At 55.7% G+C, this 17,906-nt stretch carries 18 protein-coding genes and 1 pseudogene; 13 read left to right on the top strand and 6 right to left on the bottom strand.

From position 1 onward, the window contains the following. Positions 1 to 82 precede the first annotated feature (82 nt). The 3 genes and pseudogenes from metJ to ABLV11_RS20960 all read left to right on the top strand — a co-directional run bounded on the left by metJ (position 83) and on the right by ABLV11_RS20960 (position 1,526). Positions 83 to 400, top strand: coding sequence for a met regulon transcriptional regulator MetJ (gene metJ / locus ABLV11_RS20970; protein WP_004107547.1), 318 nt, complete (start codon positions 83 to 85; stop codon positions 398 to 400). A 64-nt stretch (positions 401 to 464) separates the two neighbouring features. Next, positions 465 to 854 (top strand): annotated as a pseudogene (locus ABLV11_RS20965) (YiiX/YebB-like N1pC/P60 family cysteine hydrolase). 6 nt (positions 855 to 860) lie between these two features. Next, positions 861 to 1,526 (top strand): TIGR02117 family protein, encoded by a 666-nt coding sequence (locus ABLV11_RS20960; RefSeq protein ID WP_126489645.1) that lies wholly within the window; start codon positions 861 to 863, stop codon positions 1,524 to 1,526. A 43-nt stretch (positions 1,527 to 1,569) separates the two neighbouring features. On the opposite strand, the gene rpmE is transcribed toward ABLV11_RS20960, so the two are convergent. Continuing rightward, positions 1,570 to 1,785, bottom strand: a complete 216-nt coding sequence (gene rpmE / locus ABLV11_RS20955; protein WP_004107543.1) for a 50S ribosomal protein L31 — start codon at positions 1,783 to 1,785, stop codon at positions 1,570 to 1,572. Between the two features lie 230 nt (positions 1,786 to 2,015). On the opposite strand from rpmE, the gene priA reads away from it, so the two are divergent. The 7 genes from priA (at position 2,016) to rraA (ending at position 10,125) form a co-directional block, all read left to right on the top strand. Further along, a complete protein-coding gene (priA, locus tag ABLV11_RS20950; RefSeq protein ID WP_004116876.1) occupies positions 2,016 to 4,211 on the top strand; it encodes a primosomal protein N' in 2,196 nt (731 codons plus the stop codon). 150 nt (positions 4,212 to 4,361) lie between these two features. After that, on the top strand, positions 4,362 to 5,390 hold the full coding sequence (cytR, locus tag ABLV11_RS20945; RefSeq protein ID WP_004107539.1) for a DNA-binding transcriptional regulator CytR: 1,029 nt from the start codon (positions 4,362 to 4,364) through the stop codon (positions 5,388 to 5,390). Positions 5,391 to 5,481: 91 nt separating this feature from the next. After that, a complete protein-coding gene (gene ftsN / locus ABLV11_RS20940) occupies positions 5,482 to 6,450 on the top strand; it encodes a cell division protein FtsN (RefSeq protein WP_071530263.1) in 969 nt (322 codons plus the stop codon). Positions 6,451 to 6,541: 91 nt separating this feature from the next. Further along, positions 6,542 to 7,072, top strand: coding sequence for an ATP-dependent protease subunit HslV (gene hslV / locus ABLV11_RS20935; protein WP_004107530.1), 531 nt, complete (start codon positions 6,542 to 6,544; stop codon positions 7,070 to 7,072). Positions 7,073 to 7,081: 9 nt separating this feature from the next. Beyond that, entirely contained in the window at positions 7,082 to 8,416 is a 1,335-nt protein-coding gene (gene hslU / locus ABLV11_RS20930; protein WP_004107529.1) for an HslU--HslV peptidase ATPase subunit, read from the top strand. A gap of 204 nt (positions 8,417 to 8,620) precedes the next feature. Next, a complete protein-coding gene (gene menA, locus ABLV11_RS20925) occupies positions 8,621 to 9,547 on the top strand; it encodes a 1,4-dihydroxy-2-naphthoate polyprenyltransferase (RefSeq protein WP_004107525.1) in 927 nt (308 codons plus the stop codon). A 92-nt stretch (positions 9,548 to 9,639) separates the two neighbouring features. Next, positions 9,640 to 10,125, top strand: coding sequence for a ribonuclease E activity regulator RraA (gene rraA / locus ABLV11_RS20920; RefSeq protein WP_004107523.1), 486 nt, complete (start codon positions 9,640 to 9,642; stop codon positions 10,123 to 10,125). A 61-nt stretch (positions 10,126 to 10,186) separates the two neighbouring features. On the opposite strand, the gene pfkA is transcribed toward rraA, so the two are convergent. From pfkA to cpxP, 3 genes are all read right to left on the bottom strand, one after another. Continuing rightward, positions 10,187 to 11,149: a 6-phosphofructokinase gene (pfkA, locus tag ABLV11_RS20915; RefSeq protein WP_004107521.1), complete on the bottom strand. Its 963-nt coding sequence runs from the start codon at positions 11,147 to 11,149 to the stop codon at positions 10,187 to 10,189. Between the two features lie 202 nt (positions 11,150 to 11,351). Further along, entirely contained in the window at positions 11,352 to 12,248 is an 897-nt protein-coding gene (gene fieF / locus ABLV11_RS20910; RefSeq protein ID WP_004107519.1) for a CDF family cation-efflux transporter FieF, read from the bottom strand. Positions 12,249 to 12,397: 149 nt separating this feature from the next. Further along, entirely contained in the window at positions 12,398 to 12,901 is a 504-nt protein-coding gene (gene cpxP, locus ABLV11_RS20905; RefSeq protein WP_004107516.1) for a cell-envelope stress modulator CpxP, read from the bottom strand. Positions 12,902 to 13,050: 149 nt separating this feature from the next. Between cpxP and cpxR the strand changes: the two genes are divergently transcribed. Then, positions 13,051 to 13,749 carry an envelope stress response regulator transcription factor CpxR gene (gene cpxR / locus ABLV11_RS20900; protein ID WP_004107514.1) on the top strand — a complete coding sequence of 233 codons (699 nt, stop codon included), beginning with the start codon at positions 13,051 to 13,053 and terminating at the stop codon, positions 13,747 to 13,749. Continuing rightward, positions 13,746 to 15,119 carry an envelope stress sensor histidine kinase CpxA gene (gene cpxA, locus ABLV11_RS20895; protein ID WP_004107505.1) on the top strand — a complete coding sequence of 458 codons (1,374 nt, stop codon included), beginning with the start codon at positions 13,746 to 13,748 and terminating at the stop codon, positions 15,117 to 15,119. Before cpxR ends, cpxA begins: the two co-directional genes overlap by 4 nt. A 92-nt stretch (positions 15,120 to 15,211) precedes the next feature. Here cpxA and yiiM read toward each other — a convergent pair whose 3' ends face one another. Both yiiM and sodA read right to left on the bottom strand, forming a co-directional pair. Beyond that, the gene (yiiM, locus tag ABLV11_RS20890) at positions 15,212 to 15,886 is read right to left on the bottom strand and encodes a 6-hydroxyaminopurine reductase (protein ID WP_004107502.1); all 675 of its coding nucleotides are present in this window, start codon (positions 15,884 to 15,886) and stop codon (positions 15,212 to 15,214) included. 71 nt (positions 15,887 to 15,957) lie between these two features. Then, the gene (gene sodA / locus ABLV11_RS20885; RefSeq protein WP_004107495.1) at positions 15,958 to 16,578 is read right to left on the bottom strand and encodes a superoxide dismutase [Mn]; all 621 of its coding nucleotides are present in this window, start codon (positions 16,576 to 16,578) and stop codon (positions 15,958 to 15,960) included. A gap of 291 nt (positions 16,579 to 16,869) precedes the next feature. On the opposite strand from sodA, the gene rhaT reads away from it, so the two are divergent. After that, positions 16,870 to 17,904 (top strand): L-rhamnose/proton symporter RhaT, encoded by a 1,035-nt coding sequence (rhaT, locus tag ABLV11_RS20880; protein ID WP_126489646.1) that lies wholly within the window; start codon positions 16,870 to 16,872, stop codon positions 17,902 to 17,904. Positions 17,905 to 17,906: the final 2 nt, after the last annotated feature.

Genomic DNA, 17,906 nt, shown 5'->3' with positions numbered 1-17,906 from the left:
CCTCTACGGTAAACTACGCGCAATTATGGCCGGGACCCACGTTCAGGCCCTTAACTAATGAATAGAGGATTAAAGGTAACTCATGGCTGAATGGAGCGGCGAATATATCAGCCCATACGCTGAGCACGGTAAGAAGAGTGAACAAGTAAAAAAAATTACGGTTTCCATTCCTCTGAAGGTGTTAAAAATCCTCACCGATGAACGCACGCGTCGTCAGGTGAACAACCTGCGTCACGCGACTAACAGCGAACTGCTGTGCGAAGCGTTCCTGCATGCCTTTACCGGTCAACCGTTGCCTAACGATGAAGACCTGCGTAAAGAGCGCAGCGATGAAATCCCGGAAGCGGCAAAAGAGATTATGCGCGAACTGGGCATCGACCCGGATACGTGGGAATACTAAAATCACTCAGGGCGGCGGGGTAAACCAGCCGCTCTTTTTAGTTGGATAACAAGGATGTTATGCCATGAAATACTGCGTACTGGCGCTGAGCCTGGCGTCGGCCTTTCCGGCGCACGCCTGGGTGCCGCAAACCGGCGATATCGTTTTTCAAATCTCCCGCTCATCGCAAAGCAAAGTCATTCAGCTGGCGACCCATTCCGCTTACAGCCACACCGGTATGGTGGTGATCCGTCATAAAAAAACCTTACGTCTTTGAAGCCATCGGGCCCGTGGTTTACACGCCGCTGCAAAAGCTGAGCGAGTTCGACCTCGGATCGCCGCTCGTTCGTGCCAGACTCAGAGAGCGTTACGGTCAGGCGATCCCGATGGACGAAACCGTCATCTCGCCGCAGGCGCTATTTGACGCGCCGCAGCTGGGAACCGTTGAAAAAACTGGCCTCTGTTCCCGAGGTAATTGATCGTGAAAAATCTGCTTGTTGCCTGGATAGTCCTCCTGCTTTACGGCTGCGCCACCTATCCTCAGGCCATCAAACCGATGCCAGAAAAACCGTCGTCCGGGCCAGAAATCTATCTCGTCAATCACGGCTGGCACACCGGGATTATCCTGGCCGCCAATGACGTGAACAAAATTCTGCCGCAGCTTAAAGTACGCTTTCCTCAGCGGGAACAGTGGTATGAGATCGGCTGGGGCGATAAAGGTTTTTATCAATCGCAGGAGATAACCACCCGACTTACGCTGCAGGCTATGTTCTGGTCATCCGGCGCGGTAATGCACGTAGTCGCCTTTTCAGAAGCGCCCGAAAGCTATTTTTCCGCAAGCGCAATGACGGCATTAAGCCTTACCCCGGGCCAGAATAATAGCCTGCTGCGCTACATCGGTCGCAGCTTTGCCCGTAATGAACGAGGGGAGCTGATACCGTTGAAAAAAGGTATCTACGGCGACAGCCAGTTTTACGCAGCAAACGGCCGCTACGGGATCTTTAATACCTGTAATAAATGGACGGCAAAGGGACTGGAAAGCGCGGGAATGACCATGAACACTTCGTTAAAACTGACGGCGGGAAGCGTGATGAAAGCGGTAGAAGAGAATAAAGGCTGCCTGAATCGATACTGCTATCCTCTGTAAAGCAGAGACAAAAAAGCCGCCCTGAGGCGGCTTCTTCAGCAAATTACTTGCTGGTACCCGGTACGCTGAAACGCTTGTTGAAGCGGTCAACACGACCACCGGTAGCAACATCACGCTGTTTGCCAGTGTAGAACGGGTGGCATTTACCGCACACGTCGAGGTTCAGGTCGTGACCTACGGTAGAACGGATTTTCATGACGTTACCGCAAGAGCAGGAAGCAGTAACTTCTTCGTATTTCGGATGAATATCTTTTTTCATGGGAGAACCTCAGTTAAGGCCGCGTCGCTCTTCCAGCCCTAACGCCAGACACCACGCGATGTTAATAATTCCCGGAGCGATTACACTACCGGGTAATAGATTTTGATGCTGCACGAAGCACATCAAAGGCGGCGAATCATACAGAATTTGACCAGCATATGCAAACTGATCCGCGAGCCCTTATCACAATGTGTATACTAACCCGCCAGATTTCAAGTCAGGAAGATTAAATGCCCGTCGCTCATGTTGCCCTGCCCGTTCCGCTGCCCCGCACTTTTGACTATTTGCTGCCTGAAGGTATGCCGGTCAAAGCGGGCTGTCGCGTGCGCGTTCCGTTCGGCAAGCAGGAGCGGATAGGTATCGTGACGGCAGTCAGCGAACGCAGCGAGCTGCCGCTTGACGAACTCAAGCCGGTGGCCGAAGTTCTTGATGCCGAGCCGGTCTTCTCCTCTTCGGTCTGGCGGCTGCTGCTGTGGGCGGCGGACTATTACCACCACCCCATCGGCGATGTACTGTTTCACGCGCTACCGATCATGCTGCGCCAGGGGAAACCCGCCAGCGCGGCGCCAATGTGGTACTGGTTTGCCACCGAACAGGGGCAAGCGGTTGATATCAACAGCCTTAAGCGCTCGCGCAAACAGCAGCAGGCGCTGGCGGCGCTGCGTCAGGGAAAAATCTGGCGCCATCAGGTTGCCGAACTGGAATTTAACGATGCCGCGCTGCAGGCGCTGCGGGGTAAAGGCCTTGCCGAACTCGCCAGCGAAGCGCCCGCTATCACCGACTGGCGAACAGGCTTCTCGGTGCCCGGAGAGCGCCTGCGGCTTAATACCGAACAGGCCACCGCCGTTGGCGCGATTCATAGCGCCTCGGACCGTTTTTCCGCCTGGCTGCTGGCCGGGATCACCGGCTCCGGCAAAACGGAAGTTTATCTGAGCGTCCTTGAAAACGTGCTGTCGCAGGGGCGCCAGGCGCTGGTAATGGTGCCGGAAATCGGCCTGACGCCGCAGACAATCGCCCGTTTCCGCCACCGTTTTAACGCCCCGGTAGAGGTCCTGCACTCCGGGCTGAACGACAGCGAGCGCCTCTCCGCGTGGCTAAAAGCCAAAAACGGCGAAGCGGCGATTGTGATTGGAACCCGCTCGTCGCTATTTACCCCTTTTAAAGACCTCGGGGTAATCGTGATCGATGAAGAGCACGACAGCTCTTACAAACAGCAGGAGGGCTGGCGCTACCATGCGCGCGATCTGGCGGTCTGGCGCGCCCACAGCGAGCAAATCCCGATCATCCTGGGCACGGCAACCCCGGCGCTGGAAACGCTTCATAACGTCCGCCAGGGCAAGTATCGCCAGCTCAAGCTGACCAGGCGCGCGGGAAATGCGCGGCCGGCTCAACAGCATGTCCTGGATTTAAAAGGCCAGCAGCTGCAGGCCGGGCTGTCCCCGGCGCTGATTAGCCGCATGCGCCAGCATCTGCAGGCCGATAACCAGGTCATTCTGTTTTTGAACCGCCGCGGATTCGCGCCGGCGCTGTTGTGCCACGACTGCGGCTGGATAGCAGAGTGCCCGCGCTGCGACAGCTACTACACGCTGCATCAGGCTCAGCATCATCTGCGCTGCCACCACTGCGACAGCCAGCGCCCGATCCCGCGCCAGTGCCCCTCCTGCGGCTCTACGCATCTGGTGCCGGTAGGTTTGGGCACTGAGCAGCTTGAACAGGCGCTGGGACCGCTGTTCCCCGATATCCCGATTTCCCGTATCGACAGAGATACCACCAGCCGCAAAGGCGCGCTTGAGCAATATCTTGCCGATGTTAATCGCGGCGGCGCGCGCATTCTTATCGGCACACAGATGCTGGCGAAGGGTCACCACTTCCCGGATGTCACCCTGGTTTCCCTGCTGGACGTTGACGGTGCGCTGTTCTCCGCCGATTTCCGCTCGGCGGAGCGCTTCGCTCAGCTTTATACCCAGGTATCGGGCCGCGCAGGCCGTGCCGGCAAACAGGGCGAGGTGATCCTGCAGACCCATCATCCTGAACATCCGCTGCTGCAAACGCTCCTCTATAAAGGATACGACGCGTTTGCTGAGCAGGCGCTGGCGGAGCGGCAAAGCATGCAGCTGCCGCCGTGGACCAGCCACGTGCTGATTCGCGCCGAAGACCATAACAATCAGCAGGCGCCGCTCTTTTTACAGCAGTTGCGGAATTTACTGCAGGCCAGCCCGCTGGCGGATAGCAAGCTCTGGGTGCTCGGTCCGGTTCCGGCGCTGGCGCCAAAGCGCGGAGGCCGCTGGCGCTGGCAAATACTCCTGCAGCATCCGTCGCGTAGTCAGCTACAGCATATCGTCAGCGGGACGCTGGCGTTGATCAACACGCTGCCGGAAGCGCGAAAAGTGAAATGGGTTCTGGATGTCGATCCTATTGAAGGTTAAGGCTTCTGTTGCGAGGCGGATCGAAAAATTCAACCACCATCACGTTTTTCATGAAAATTCTGTAACTCTCTGGATGTACTATCTGTTAAAAATGTGGCTGATGTCAGAACGCCAGGGATGTGTCTGCGCAAGCCAGCGAGGAGAAAACAGGTGAAGCCCAAAAAACAGATCGTTGCCGCCACCATGAAAGACGTCGCCCAGAAGGCAAACGTCTCTACGGCAACCGTATCCCGAGCGTTAATGAACCCGGATAAGGTTTCGCAGAGCACGCGCAACCGGGTTGAACAGGCCGCGCTTGAAGTCGGCTATTTACCGCAATCGCTCGGGCGCAACATGAAACGCAACGAGTCGCGCACCATTCTGGTGATAGTGCCGGATATCTGCGATCCCTTCTTTAGCGAGATTATTCGCGGCATTGAAGTCACCGCGGCGGAGCAGGAGTATCTGGTACTGATTGGCGATTGCGCCCATCAGAATCGTCAGGAAAAGACCTTTATTGACCTGATTATTACCAAGCAGATCGACGGCATGCTGCTGCTGGGCTCTCGTCTGCCCTTCGATGCGGGCGTAGAAGAACAGCGCAATCTGCCGCCGATGGTCATGGCCAATGAATTCGCTCCCGAGCTGGAGCTGCCGACGGTGCATATCGACAACCTCACCGCCGCGTTCAACGCCGTTAACTATCTGCACGAACTGGGGCATCGCCGCATTGGCTGTATCGCCGGTCCGGAAGAGATGCCGTTATGCCATTACCGCCTGCAGGGCTATGTCCAGGCGCTACGCCGGAGCGGAATAACCGTCGATCCGCACTATATCGCCCGCGGTAATTTTACCTATGAAGCCGGCGCCAACGCCCTGGAGCAGTTGCTGACGCTCCCGGAACCACCGACGGCGATTTTCTGCCATAGCGATATCATGGCGCTGGGCGCATTATCGCTGGCGAAGCGTCGCGGCCTGAAAGTTCCTGAAGATCTGTCTATTATTGGTTTTGATAACATCTCTTTGTCTGAATTTTGCGATCCGCCATTGACGACGGTCTCGCAACCACGTTTTGATATTGGCCGCGAAGCGATGCTACTTTTACTGGATCAACTGCACGGCCACAGCGTCAGCAGCGGGTCACGATTGCTCGACTGCGAGCTTATCGTTCGCGGCAGTACGCGCAAAATCCGAACATAATCTTCAGGCTTTCGGGCCTGCTCTTCTGGTCAAAGGCCCGCCGCTTAAGTAACATGGCGGGCTGAAAAACGAATAAGACAGCGAAACGATAGTGGCACAACGAGATTATGTACGCCGCAGCCAACCGGCTTCTTCGCGGCGCAAAAAGAGCAACTCCCGAAGCTCAAGGAACAAGCAAGGCGGCCTTTCGGCGGTTTCACCTGCTATGGTGGCGATCGCCGCGGCGGTGCTGGTGGCCTTTATCGGTGGACTGTACTTCATCACGCACCACAAGAAAGAAGAAGCTGAAGCGCTGCAGAATCGCCAGGCGGCGGGCAATGGCTTGCCGCCGAAACCCGAAGAACGCTGGCGCTATATTAAAGAGCTGGAGAGTCGCCAGCCCGGCGTCCGCGCGCCTACGGAACCCACGGCAGGCGGTGAAGTCATGAAACCGGAGCAGCTGACGGACGAGCAGCGCCAGCTGTTAGCGCAAATGCAGGCTGATATGCGTCAGCAGCCTACGCAGCTGACCGAGGTGCCGTGGAATGAACAAACCCCGGCGCAGCGCCAGCAAACCCTACAGCGTCAGCGTTTAGCGCAACAGCAGGTGCAGCAACAGCAGTTAGCGCAGGCCCAGACGCAGGTACAGCAACCGCGTACGCAGCCTCGGGCCGTCGAGCAGGCCAAACCGGTACAGCAGCAGCCGAAGCAAACGGCATCGAATCAGCAGCCGTATCAGGATCTGCTGCAAACGCCGGCGCATACCAGCACCGCCCAGCCAAAAACGCAGGCCGCCGCGCCGGTAACCCGCGTTGAAGAAGCGCCTAAAACCGCTACCGCGGAGAAAAAAGACGATCGCAGCTGGATGATCCAGTGCGGGTCCTTTAAAGGCGCAGAGCAGGCGGAGACCGTTCGCGCGCAGCTGGCGTTTGAAGGCTTCGCCTCGCATATCACCACCAATAACGGCTGGAACCGCGTAGTGATTGGGCCGCTGAAGGGCAAAGAAAACGCCAGCAATATGATTGAACGGCTGAAGATGGCCGGACACGCAAACTGCATTCGTCTCGCCGCCAGGGGTTGAAACCCTTAAAAACCCCCCCATCTATAATTGCATTCTGCCCCGCGTAAACCGCGGGGCCCCTATTCCGCTTTTGCAACCAAGGGGTCTGCTCGTGACTACAATTGTAAGTGTTCGCCGTAATGGCCATGTCGTTATTGCCGGTGATGGCCAGGCTACGCTGGGCAACACCGTAATGAAAGGCAACGTGAAAAAAGTGCGCCGCCTGTACAACGACAAAGTGATCGCCGGCTTTGCGGGCGGCACCGCTGACGCCTTCACGCTGTTCGAACTGTTTGAACGTAAGCTGGAAATGCATCAGGGCCATCTGGTGAAAGCCGCCGTTGAGCTGGCGAAAGACTGGCGTACAGACCGCATGCTGCGCAAGCTGGAAGCCTTGCTGGCTGTGGCTGACGAAAACGCATCCCTCATCATCACCGGTAACGGTGACGTGGTGCAGCCAGAAAATGATTTGATTGCTATCGGCTCCGGCGGTCCTTACGCCCAGGCCGCGGCTCGCGCCCTGCTGGAAAATACCGATATGGGCGCACGCGATATCGCAGAGAAAGCGTTGAATATTGCAGGTGATATCTGCATTTATACCAACCACTTCCATACCATCGAAGAATTACCGTCTAAAGCGTAAGGATCTCCCATGTCTGAAATGACCCCACGCGAAATTGTCAGCGAACTGGACAAACACATTATCGGCCAGGACGCAGCCAAGCGCTCCGTCGCCATCGCTCTGCGTAACCGCTGGCGTCGTATGCAGCTCAACGAAGAGCTGCGTCACGAAGTCACGCCAAAAAACATTCTGATGATCGGTCCGACCGGCGTCGGTAAAACAGAAATCGCCCGTCGTCTGGCAAAGCTCGCCAACGCGCCGTTCATCAAGGTGGAAGCAACTAAATTCACCGAAGTGGGCTATGTTGGTAAGGAAGTGGACTCGATTATCCGCGATCTGACCGATGCGGCGATCAAAATGGTACGCATGCAGTCCATCGATAAAAACCGCTACCGTGCCGAAGAGCTGGCGGAAGAGCGCATCCTCGACGTGCTGATCCCACCGGCGAAAAACAACTGGGGCCAGGCTGAACAGCCTCAGGAACCCTCCGCCGCGCGCCAGTCTTTCCGTAAAAAACTGCGCGAAGGGCAGCTCGACGACAAAGAGATTGAGATCGACCTCGCCGCCGCGCCGATGGGCGTAGAAATCATGTCCCCTCCGGGCATGGAAGAGATGACCAGCCAGCTGCAGTCGATGTTCCAGAACCTGGGCGGACAGAAGCAAAAGCCGCGTAAGCTGAAAATCAAAGACGCGATGAAGCTGCTGATCGAAGAAGAAGCGGCTAAGCTGGTCAATCCGGAAGAGCTGAAGCAGGATGCCATCGACGCCGTTGAACAGCACGGTATTGTGTTTATCGATGAGATCGACAAAATCTGTAAGCGCGGCGGCAACTCGTCCGGTCCTGATGTCTCTCGTGAAGGCGTACAGCGCGATCTGCTGCCGCTGGTTGAAGGCTGCACCGTTTCCACCAAGCACGGCATGGTGAAAACCGATCACATCCTGTTTATCGCCTCCGGCGCGTTCCAGGTAGCCAGCCCATCCGACCTGATTCCTGAACTACAGGGGCGTCTGCCGATTCGCGTTGAGCTGAAAGCGCTGACCACCCACGACTTCGAACGTATTCTGACCGAGCCGAACGCGTCCATCACCGTACAGTATAAAGCGCTGATGGCCACCGAAGGCGTCAATATCGAATTCACGGATGACGGCATCAAGCGTATCGCGCAGGCTGCCTGGCAGGTCAACGAAACCACCGAGAACATCGGCGCGCGTCGCCTGCATACCGTCCTGGAGCGTCTGATCGAAGATATCTCCTACGATGCCAGCGAAATGAATGGCCAAACCGTCACCATTGATGCGGAATATGTCGGTAAGCATCTGGATGTTCTGGTGGCAGATGAAGATCTGAGTCGTTTTATCTTATAATCCGGTTCAATATATTTTCATCACTATAGATGGGGCTATAGATACCCTAAATAATTCGAGTTGTCACAAGGCGGCCTTTGGCTGAGTGCCCTCATTTTTCCCAGCAGTGTACCTGAGTACATGGCTGGGTTGAATGAGCGTAGCCAACGCACCTGCAGCTTGACGTATCAAGGGTAGAGCCCCATTTTTTATTGGCCGGGACTTATGACCGAACACGCTATCACTCGCACTCAGGCCTGGCTGGAAAGCCTGCGCCCCAAAACGTTGCCTCTGGCCTTTGCCGCCATTATTGTCGGCTCCGCTCTGGCCTGGCATCAGGGAAGTTTCGATCCCTGGGTTGCCCTGCTGGCAATCATTACCGCCGGTTTACTGCAAATCCTCTCCAATCTGGCCAATGATTATGGCGACGCGGTAAAAGGCAGCGATAAGCCCGACCGTATCGGCCCCCTGCGCGGCATGCAGAAAGGGGCAATTACCCAGGCGCAGATGAAACGCGCGTTGATACTCACCGTAGCGCTGATTTGCCTTTCTGGCCTGGCGCTGCTGTTCCTGGCCTGGCAAACCATGGCCGACTTTATCGGTTTTATGGTGCTTGGCGGACTCTCAATCGTTGCTGCAATTACCTATACCGTCGGCACCCGTCCTTACGGCTACATCGGCCTTGGCGATATTTCAGTGCTGATTTTCTTCGGCTGGCTGAGCGTCGTGGGAAGCTGGTATCTTCAGGCGCACAGCGTGGAAGCGGTCATTTTCTTACCCGCCACGGCCTGCGGTTTGCTGGCGACGGCGGTGCTGAATATTAACAATCTGCGTGATATCGACAGCGATCGTGAAAACGGTAAAAACACCCTTGCGGTACGCCTCGGGCCGGTTAACGCTCGTCGCTATCATGCCTGCCTGCTGCTTGGCGCGCTGCTATGCCTGGCGCTGTTTAATCTGATCTCACTGCATAATCCGTGGGGCTGGCTGTTCCTGCTGGCCACCCCGCTGCTGGTTAAGCAGGCGCGTTATGTCATGCGCGAGCGCGATCCGGTCGCCATGCGCCCAATGCTGGAAAGAACCGTAAAAGGCGCCCTGTTAACCAACCTGCTGTTTGTTATCGGGATTATTTGCAGCCGACTCGCGGCTTAACTGACAAATATCAATTAACAATTGATGATTTTGCCAACAGCACGATTCACGAGATATACTGAAAATTCTCGCAGCAACTGAACGTTAAGCCTATGAAATACGATACTTCCGAGCTTTGTGACATCTACCAGGAAGATGTCAACGTCGTGGAACCTCTGTTCTCCAACTTTGGGGGGCGCTCGTCGTTTGGTGGACAAATCATCACGGTAAAATGTTTCGAGGATAACGGGTTGCTCTACGATATGCTCGAACAGAACGGTCGTGGCCATGTCCTGTTAGTTGACGGTGGTGGTTCCGTTCGGCGCGCATTGATTGACGCTGACCTGGCGCGTCTGGCCGTACAAAACGAGTGGGAGGGGCTGGTCGTCTATGGCGCAGTGCGTCAGGTTGACGATCTGGAAGATCTGGATATCGGTATCCAGGCGCTGGCCGCCATTCCCGTTGGCGCCGCAGGGGAAGGCATCGGCGAAAGCGACGTTCGCGTCAACTTCGGCGGCGTCACCTTCTTTTCCGGCGACCATCTCTACGCCGATAACACCGGGATCATCCTTTCGGAGGATGCTCTGGATATCGAGTAGCGTGTCCCGCCCATAAAAAAGGCCTTCTCTCTGAGAAGGCCTTTTTGTTTTGCGTCTGAGCTTAGTACAGCTTCTTAGCGCAATCCAGCCAGTCGCTTTTAAACGGACGCTTCATGTTTTCGATAGCGTCGATGATGTCGTGGTGAACCAGCTTCTCGTTCTGAATACCGACGCAACGGCCGCCGAATCCCTGCAGCAGCAGGTCAATCGCGTACGCGCCCATGCGGGATGCCAGAATACGGTCATAAGGAACCGGGGAGCCGCCGCGCTGAATGTGGCCCAGTACGGTTGCGCGAGTTTCACGGCCGGTCTCTTTCTCAATATAGTGAGCCAGTTCGTCGACGTCGCACATATGCTCGGTGATCGCCACAATCGCGTGTTTTTTGCCTTTCGCGATACCCGCCTTGATTTCAGCAACCAGATCGTCGCGAGTGTACTCAACCTCAGGAACCATGATGAATTCGCAGCCGCCGGAGATGGCTGCCGCCAGGGTCAGGTCGCCGCAGTAACGGCCCATCACTTCAACAACGGAAATACGCTGGTGAGAGGAAGAAGTATCACGCAGGCGGTCAATAGCCTCAACCACGGTGCTCAGAGCGGTAAAGAAACCGATGGTGTAGTCGGTGCCTTTAATATCGTTGTCGATGGTGCCCGGCAGACCGATGCAAGGGAAGCCCATCTCAGTCAGGCGTACGGCGCCCATATAAGAACCGTCACCGCCGATGACTACCAGCGCATCGAGGCCGCGCTTTCTCATATTTTCAATCGCGACGGCGCGAATATGTTCTTCGCGGAATTCTGGAAAACGCGCCGAACCCAGGAAGGTGCCGCCGCGGTTGATCATATCGGAAACGCTGTAGCGGTCGAGCTGAACCATGCGATCTTCATACAGGCCGAGGTAACCGTCATAGATTCCAAAAACTTCCAGACCTTCCGTTAATGCCGCGCGCACAACGCCGCGAATTGCTGCGTTCATGCCCGGGGCATCACCGCCACTTGTCAACACACCGATTTTCTTAATCATGACTACCTCTGAACTTAGGAAGCAAAAAATAATCCTGTTGCCTGAAGCGCCCCTCACCAGGAGTGCACAACGATAATTGCAATAGTATATCAAACGCTTCTGGCTGAATTGATTCAGGTCAGACCAAATGGCGGTAATTTATACAAATAATGCCGATCCGCCCCACATTTTTACATCGAGTTTACAGATAACAACTTAAAGATCATAAAACACCCTGCTGCGCTAACGGCACCACCGAACAGGGGTCCTGGTGGATAATCACATCGGAACCCGGGAATCGGAGCAACAGCGCCTGCTCCACCTGATCGGCAATCACATGTGCCTGAACCAGCGGGAGATTATCTTCCATTTCCAAATGAATCTGAATAAAGCGAGTCGGCCCTGACTGCCGCGTACGTAGATCGTGCGCCCCGCTGACGCCTGGCCATGCGGTCACGATATTGATAATTTCCTGGCGTTCCTCATCAGGTAACGCGCGGTCTAATAACGACTGAACGGCGTCATAACCCATGCGCAGCGCGCTATATAAAATATAGACGCCTATACCTAATGCAAACAGCGCATCAGCACGATGCCAGCCGTACCATGAGAGAGCCAGCGCCACCAGAATTGCGCCGTTCATCATAACATCAGACTGATAATGAAGCATATCCGCCCGCACCGCCTGACTTTGCGTTTTTCTCACTACCCAGCGCTGAAAGGTCACCAGCACCAGCGTGCTTATCAGCGCAACCAGCGTCACTACCATCCCGACACCCGCCGCGTTCATCGGCTCAGGCCGCACGAGGTGCTGGATACCAGTCAAGAACAGAAACAGTGCCGATCCAGAAATAAACATGCTTTGCGCCAGCGCGGCCAGCGATTCCGCCTTGCCGTGACCAAAGGTATGTTCTTCATCGGCGGGTTGTAGCGAATAACGCACCACCAGCAGGTTGGTTAACGAGGCGGCGATATCTACCAGCGAATCAACCAGCGCCGCCAGAATACTCACTGAGCCGGTATACCACCACGCAAAAATCTTAATTAAAAGTAACGCAGAGGCCATCACCGTCGCCGCAATCGCCGCGCGACTCACCAGCTGCCCATAGGATTGATTCATAAACGCTCCTTACTTCGCGATGCGCTTAGTATAACCCGATAATTTACCGCGACGGGGAGCCGGGAAGAGGCTGAATAACAGGCAAAAAAAACCCCCACATCATGTGGGGGAAGACAGGGATGGTGTCTATGGCAAGGAAAACAGGGTTGTTACTGGGGTTGCAGGGTATTGCTACTACTCGAAAGCATCATCGCTGAGCCTTTTTGCATCCTTGCAACCTCACGCAACTGGTTCATTCGTTGCTGGTGCTTAGCGTTTAAAACCGCTTGCTGCTCTGGCGTTAACAGGTGGTACATCTGGTTGCGAACTTTTGCCATTTCAACCTGGCGGGCAACCTGTTCCTGCGCCATCTTATCTGCCTGAGCGCGTACAGCGTTTTCATCAAAATTTTCTGCGGTGACAAGGCGATGCATTGTCTCCATTTCGCTAACATTAACGGGTGGCCTTTCGTGGCGTGCCCGCTGCATAAGATCTCGTAACTGTTGCCGTTGGTGTTCAGTTAAACTTATGCCGTCAAACATATGGCTCTGGCTGCTGCGCTGGACCCCTTCGTCTCCGGGGAGCCAGTTAACGCTGGTGACGACTTCAGCGGCTTGGCTATATGCACTTAGCGCCAGCGTTGAGGCCATGACGGCAGCGATAACATTGCGCATCACATACTCCCAAAACGTTTGTGTCGCGATTCAACGATAGAGAGTTTACGATGCAGGCTGCAAACATGCGTCAGGGGGTGTAAAACAACGTAAAGTCATGGATTAGCGAGCCTTGATGACGTAATTTCTGCCTCGGAGGTATTTAAACAATGAATAAAATCCTGTTAGTAGATGATGACCGGGAGCTCACCTCCCTGTTAAAAGAGCTGCTCGATATGGAAGGTTTTAATGTGCTCGTAGCCCATGACGGGGAACAGGCGCTGGCCCTTCTGGACGACAGCATCGATTTACTTTTGCTTGATGTGATGATGCCGAAGAAAAACGGTATCGATACACTCAAAGAGTTGCGTCAGACGCACCAGACCCCGGTTATCATGCTAACGGCCCGCGGGAGCGAGCTGGATCGCGTTCTCGGCCTCGAGCTGGGCGCGGACGATTATCTGCCTAAGCCGTTCAATGATCGTGAGCTGGTAGCGCGTATACGCGCTATTCTGCGCCGATCGCACTGGAGCGAGCAGCAGCAGACAACCGAAGCCGGTTCACCGACTCTGGAAGTGGATGCGCTAAGCCTTAACCCCGGTCGCCAGGAAGCCAGCTTCGATGGCGTGACCCTGGAACTGACCGGCACCGAGTTCACCCTGCTCTATCTTCTGGCGCAGCATCTTGGCCAGGTGGTATCGCGTGAACATCTTAGCCAGGAAGTATTAGGTAAACGCCTGACGCCATTCGACCGCGCAATCGATATGCACATCTCCAACCTGCGGCGTAAGCTGCCGGAGCGCAAGGACGGCCATCCGTGGTTTAAAACGCTGCGCGGACGCGGCTATCTGATGGTATCGGCTTCATGATTGGAAGTTTAACCGCACGCATCTTCGCTATTTTCTGGCTCACGCTGGCGCTGGTGTTGATGCTGGTTCTGATGCTGCCCAAGCTGGACTCGCGCCAGATGACCGAGCTGCTGGAGAGCGAGCAACGTCAGGGCATCATGATTGAACAGCACGTCGAGGCCGAACTGGCGAACGATCCGCCGAACGACCTGATGTGGTGGCGTCGTCTGTTTCGCGCTATCGATAAGTGGGCTCCGCCGGGCCAGCGTTTGCTGCTGGTCACCAGCGAGGGTCGCGTCATCGGCGCGGAACGCAACGAAATGCAGATTATCCGCAACTTTATCGGCCAGGCGGATAACGCCGACCATCCGCAGAAAAAACGCTATGGTCGTCTGGAAATGGTCGGGCCTTTTTCCGTCAGGGATGGAGAAGATAACTACCAGCTCTATCTGATTCGCCCTGCTAATACCTCACAATCAGACTTCATCAATCTGCTGTTCGACCGGCCTTTGTTGCTGCTCATCGTCACGATGTTAGTCAGCGCCCCGCTGCTGCTATGGCTGGCGTGGAGCCTGGCGAAACCCGCGCGTAAGCTGAAAAATGCCGCCGATGAAGTCGCCCAGGGCAACCTGCGTCAGCATCCGGAGCTGGAAGCCGGTCCGCAGGAGTTTTTAGCCGCCGGGACCAGTTTTAACCAGATGGTGACCGCGCTGGAGCGCATGATGTCCAGCCAGCATCGTCTGCTGTCCGATATCTCGCACGAACTGCGCACGCCGCTGACCCGCCTGCAGTTAGGCACCGCATTGCTGCGCCGCCGCAGCGGGGAAAGCAAAGAGCTGGAGCGGATTGAGATGGAAGCGCACCGGCTGGATAGCATGATCAACGACCTGCTGGTGATGTCGCGCAATCAGGCGAAAACCGCGCTGGTCAGCGAGACGGTGAAAGCCAACCAGCTGTGGGGCGAGGTGCTGGATAACGCCGCCTTTGAAGCCGAACAGATGGGGAAATCGTTCACCGTCGAGTATCCGCCGGGGCCCTGGCCGCTGTACGGTAACCCCAATGCGCTGGAAAGCGCGCTGGAGAATATCGTGCGTAACGCGCTGCGCTACTCGCATACCAAAATTTCGGTAAGCTTCTCGGTGGATAAAGATGGCATCACGGTTAACGTCGATGATGACGGCCCGGGCGTAAGTCCGGAGGATCGCGAGCAGATTTTCCGTCCGTTCTACCGTACCGATGAGGCGCGCGATCGCGAGTCTGGCGGTACCGGGCTGGGGCTGGCGATTGTCGAAGCGGCAATCCAGCAGCATCGCGGTTGGGTGAAAGCCGACGACAGCCCGCTGGGCGGCTTGCGCTTAACCCTGTGGCTGCCGCTGTACAAGCGTACCTGATTCCCCCGGCCTGCGCTTCGCCAGGCCGGGTTCGAAACGGGTAGCCCGGATAAGGCGCAACGCGCCGCCATCCGGGAACGCGCACGGAAGCGCTATTTCCCCCACAATCTCCGCGAATTATTTTCGATCTTCCCGCTCAGGCGCCGTTTCTGCATGGTACGGCTCCAGCTTACCGACAGCCCCGCCGCCGATAGCAGGCGGTGATACTGTTCGTCATCGAACGGCATTTGCCAGGCAATAGCTCCCGCCTCGTGAACGCTAACGTCGCTGAGGCGGGAAACCAGCGCCAGCGGCGCATCGCCGGACACTCGTCCGCCCGCCACTACCCGATACAGCCAGCCGGTTTTGCCGCTATTCTGCATAAGCTGCGCCATGTCGCTGACGGCAAAATGGTAGTTAAGCTTGAAGCACGGCGATCGCGGCTGCGTCACCTGAATCAGCGCCTCTCCCCAGCGGAAGATATCGCCAATATAGACATTTTTTTCCGTCAGCCCTTCGGTCGAGAGATTTTCGCCAAACGCCGGGGCGCAGAAAAGATCCGCCTGCTGCGGAAGTTCACGGGCCCAGTGGGCATAGTGTTCACGGGGATAGTGGCACAGCGCGCGGTCTGGCCCGCCGTGAATTTTCTTCTCCGCCTGCTCATCGCCCTCCAGCCCCAAATCGCCGAGGGTCAGTTCACCGTCGATCTGAATTTTACCGATGGCGCTTGGACGGCTGCCGTCGTAATCCCTCACCTTGCCCACAAAGACATTCACCGGATAGTGCATCGCTGCTCCTTTGCTGCGGATATAAAAAAAGCGAGTCATCAGACTCGCTTCTCGCTCAGCACAATGCAACCTTATTTTTTGGCGGCAAAACGCGCTGCGGCTTCGTCCCAGTTCACCACGTCCCAGAACGCTTTAATGTAGTCCGGACGACGGTTCTGGAATTTCAGGTAGTAAGCGTGTTCCCATACGTCCAGGCCCAGAATCGGGAAGCCGGAAGCGCCGGAGATTGCTTCGCCCATCAGCGGGGAGTCCTGGTTAGCGGTAGAAACCACCGCCAGCTTGTCGCCTTTCAGCACCAGCCACGCCCAGCCGGAGCCGAAACGGGTAGCAGCCGCTTTTTCAAATTCCGCTTTAAAGTTATCAACGGAACCGAAATCACGCTCGATAGCCGCTTTCAGGTCGCCCTGCAGGGTGGTACCGGTTTTCAGGCCTTTCCAGAACAGGCTGTGGTTAGCGTGGCCGCCGGCGTTGTTACGCAGCACGGTTTTTTTGTCTGCCGGCAGCTGATCCAGTTTGGTAATCAGCTCTTCTGCGGACAGGTTCGCGAATTCAGGCAGGCTTTCCAGCGCTGCGTTGGCATTATTAACGTAGGTCTGGTGGTGTTTAGTGTGATGGATTTCCATTGTCTGCTTGTCAAAATGCGGTTCCAGGGCGTCATAAGCGTACGGCAGGGCAGGCAGTGTATAACTCATAATCATCTCCATTATTGTCGAGCGGCGGAAAGTGTTAATGCCGCGTAAGCAGTTGGTTCATTATAGTTAATTAAATGATATTGAAAACGCTTATCAATGCCGTATTTTTAATAAGGTTATAACAAGGGGGAATAGATGTAGTTTTGTGATACAGAACAACTAATTAAGTTTTTGGTTGCCAGTTTCCGCCTTCTGGTGGCAACAGCTTAAAGGCGGAAAAACTGACCGATTTTTACACTCATCGGGTCGGAAGAAGATTTATCCGATAAAAAATAGATGAGGATAAAATCAATGAATCACGCGATTACGATGGGTATTTTTTGGCATTTGATAGGTGCAGCCAGTGCAGCCTGTTTCTATGCCCCGTTCAAGAAAGTTAAACATTGGTCCTGGGAAACAATGTGGTCAATCGGCGGGATCGTCTCCTGGCTGATCCTCCCCTGGGCCATCAGCGCCATGCTGCTGCCCGACTTCTGGGCCTATTACGGTTCTTTTAACGCCTCCACGCTTCTGCCCGTTTTCCTGTTCGGCGCCATGTGGGGCATCGGTAATATTAACTACGGCCTGACGATGCGCTATCTCGGCATGTCGATGGGGATCGGCATCGCCATTGGTATTACGTTGATTGTCGGTACGCTCATGACCCCGATTCTCAATGGTCAGTTTGATGTTCTCATTAACACTAAAGGCGGCCAGATGACGCTGCTCGGCGTGCTGGTTGCGCTGATTGGCGTGGGCATCGTCACCCGTGCAGGCCAGTTGAAAGAACGCAAAATGGGCATCAAGGCCGAAGACTTCAATCTGAAAAAGGGCCTGCTGCTGGCGGTAATGTGCGGCATCTTCTCCGCAGGTATGTCGTTCGCCATGAACGCCGCCAAGCCGATGCACGAAGCCGCCGCCGCGCTCGGCGTCGACCCGCTTTACACCGCGCTGCCAAGCTATGTGGTGATCATGGGCGGCGGCGCGCTGGTTAACCTCGGCTTCTGCTTTATCCGGCTGGCAAAAGTGAAAAATTTGTCGATAAAAGCCGACTTCTCGCTGGCAAAACCGCTCATCATCAGCAATATCCTGCTTTCCGCGTTAGGCGGCCTGATGTGGTATCTCCAGTTCTTCTTCTACGCCTGGGGCCACGCCAGCATCCCGGCGCAGTACGACTACATGAGCTGGATGCTGCATATGAGCTTCTATGTGCTGTGCGGCGGGCTTGTAGGCCTGATCCTCAAAGAGTGGAACAACGCCGGTCGTCGTCCTGTGGGCGTCCTCAGCCTCGGCTGCGTGGTGATTATCATCGCCGCCAATATCGTCGGTCTGGGAATGGCGAACTAGCG

Source organism: Klebsiella sp. GW_Kp181 (genome assembly GCF_040062315.1).
Classification (GTDB): domain Bacteria; phylum Pseudomonadota; class Gammaproteobacteria; order Enterobacterales; family Enterobacteriaceae; genus Klebsiella; species Klebsiella oxytoca.
The sequence above is the reverse complement of the archived record's forward strand: the minus strand, read 5'-3'. Positions and strand labels throughout refer to the sequence as shown.

Bases quoted from the DNA above. Each gene is read 5' to 3' on its own strand.
- metJ (WP_004107547.1), top strand. From the start codon at position 83: ATGGCTGAATGGAGCGGCGAATATATCAGCCCATACGCTGAGCACGGT.
- rpmE (WP_004107543.1), bottom strand. From the start codon at position 1,785: ATGAAAAAAGATATTCATCCGAAATACGAAGAAGTTACTGCTTCCTGC.
- priA (WP_004116876.1), top strand. From the start codon at position 2,016: ATGCCCGTCGCTCATGTTGCCCTGCCCGTTCCGCTGCCCCGCACTTTT.
- hslU (WP_004107529.1), top strand. From the start codon at position 7,082: ATGTCTGAAATGACCCCACGCGAAATTGTCAGCGAACTGGACAAACAC.
- menA (WP_004107525.1), top strand. From the start codon at position 8,621: ATGACCGAACACGCTATCACTCGCACTCAGGCCTGGCTGGAAAGCCTG.
- rraA (WP_004107523.1), top strand. From the start codon at position 9,640: ATGAAATACGATACTTCCGAGCTTTGTGACATCTACCAGGAAGATGTC.
- pfkA (WP_004107521.1), bottom strand. From the start codon at position 11,149: ATGATTAAGAAAATCGGTGTGTTGACAAGTGGCGGTGATGCCCCGGGC.
- fieF (WP_004107519.1), bottom strand. From the start codon at position 12,248: ATGAATCAATCCTATGGGCAGCTGGTGAGTCGCGCGGCGATTGCGGCG.
- cpxP (WP_004107516.1), bottom strand. From the start codon at position 12,901: ATGCGCAATGTTATCGCTGCCGTCATGGCCTCAACGCTGGCGCTAAGT.
- cpxR (WP_004107514.1), top strand. From the start codon at position 13,051: ATGAATAAAATCCTGTTAGTAGATGATGACCGGGAGCTCACCTCCCTG.
- cpxA (WP_004107505.1), top strand. From the start codon at position 13,746: ATGATTGGAAGTTTAACCGCACGCATCTTCGCTATTTTCTGGCTCACG.
- yiiM (WP_004107502.1), bottom strand. From the start codon at position 15,886: ATGCACTATCCGGTGAATGTCTTTGTGGGCAAGGTGAGGGATTACGAC.
- sodA (WP_004107495.1), bottom strand. From the start codon at position 16,578: ATGAGTTATACACTGCCTGCCCTGCCGTACGCTTATGACGCCCTGGAA.
- rhaT (WP_126489646.1), top strand. From the start codon at position 16,870: ATGAATCACGCGATTACGATGGGTATTTTTTGGCATTTGATAGGTGCA.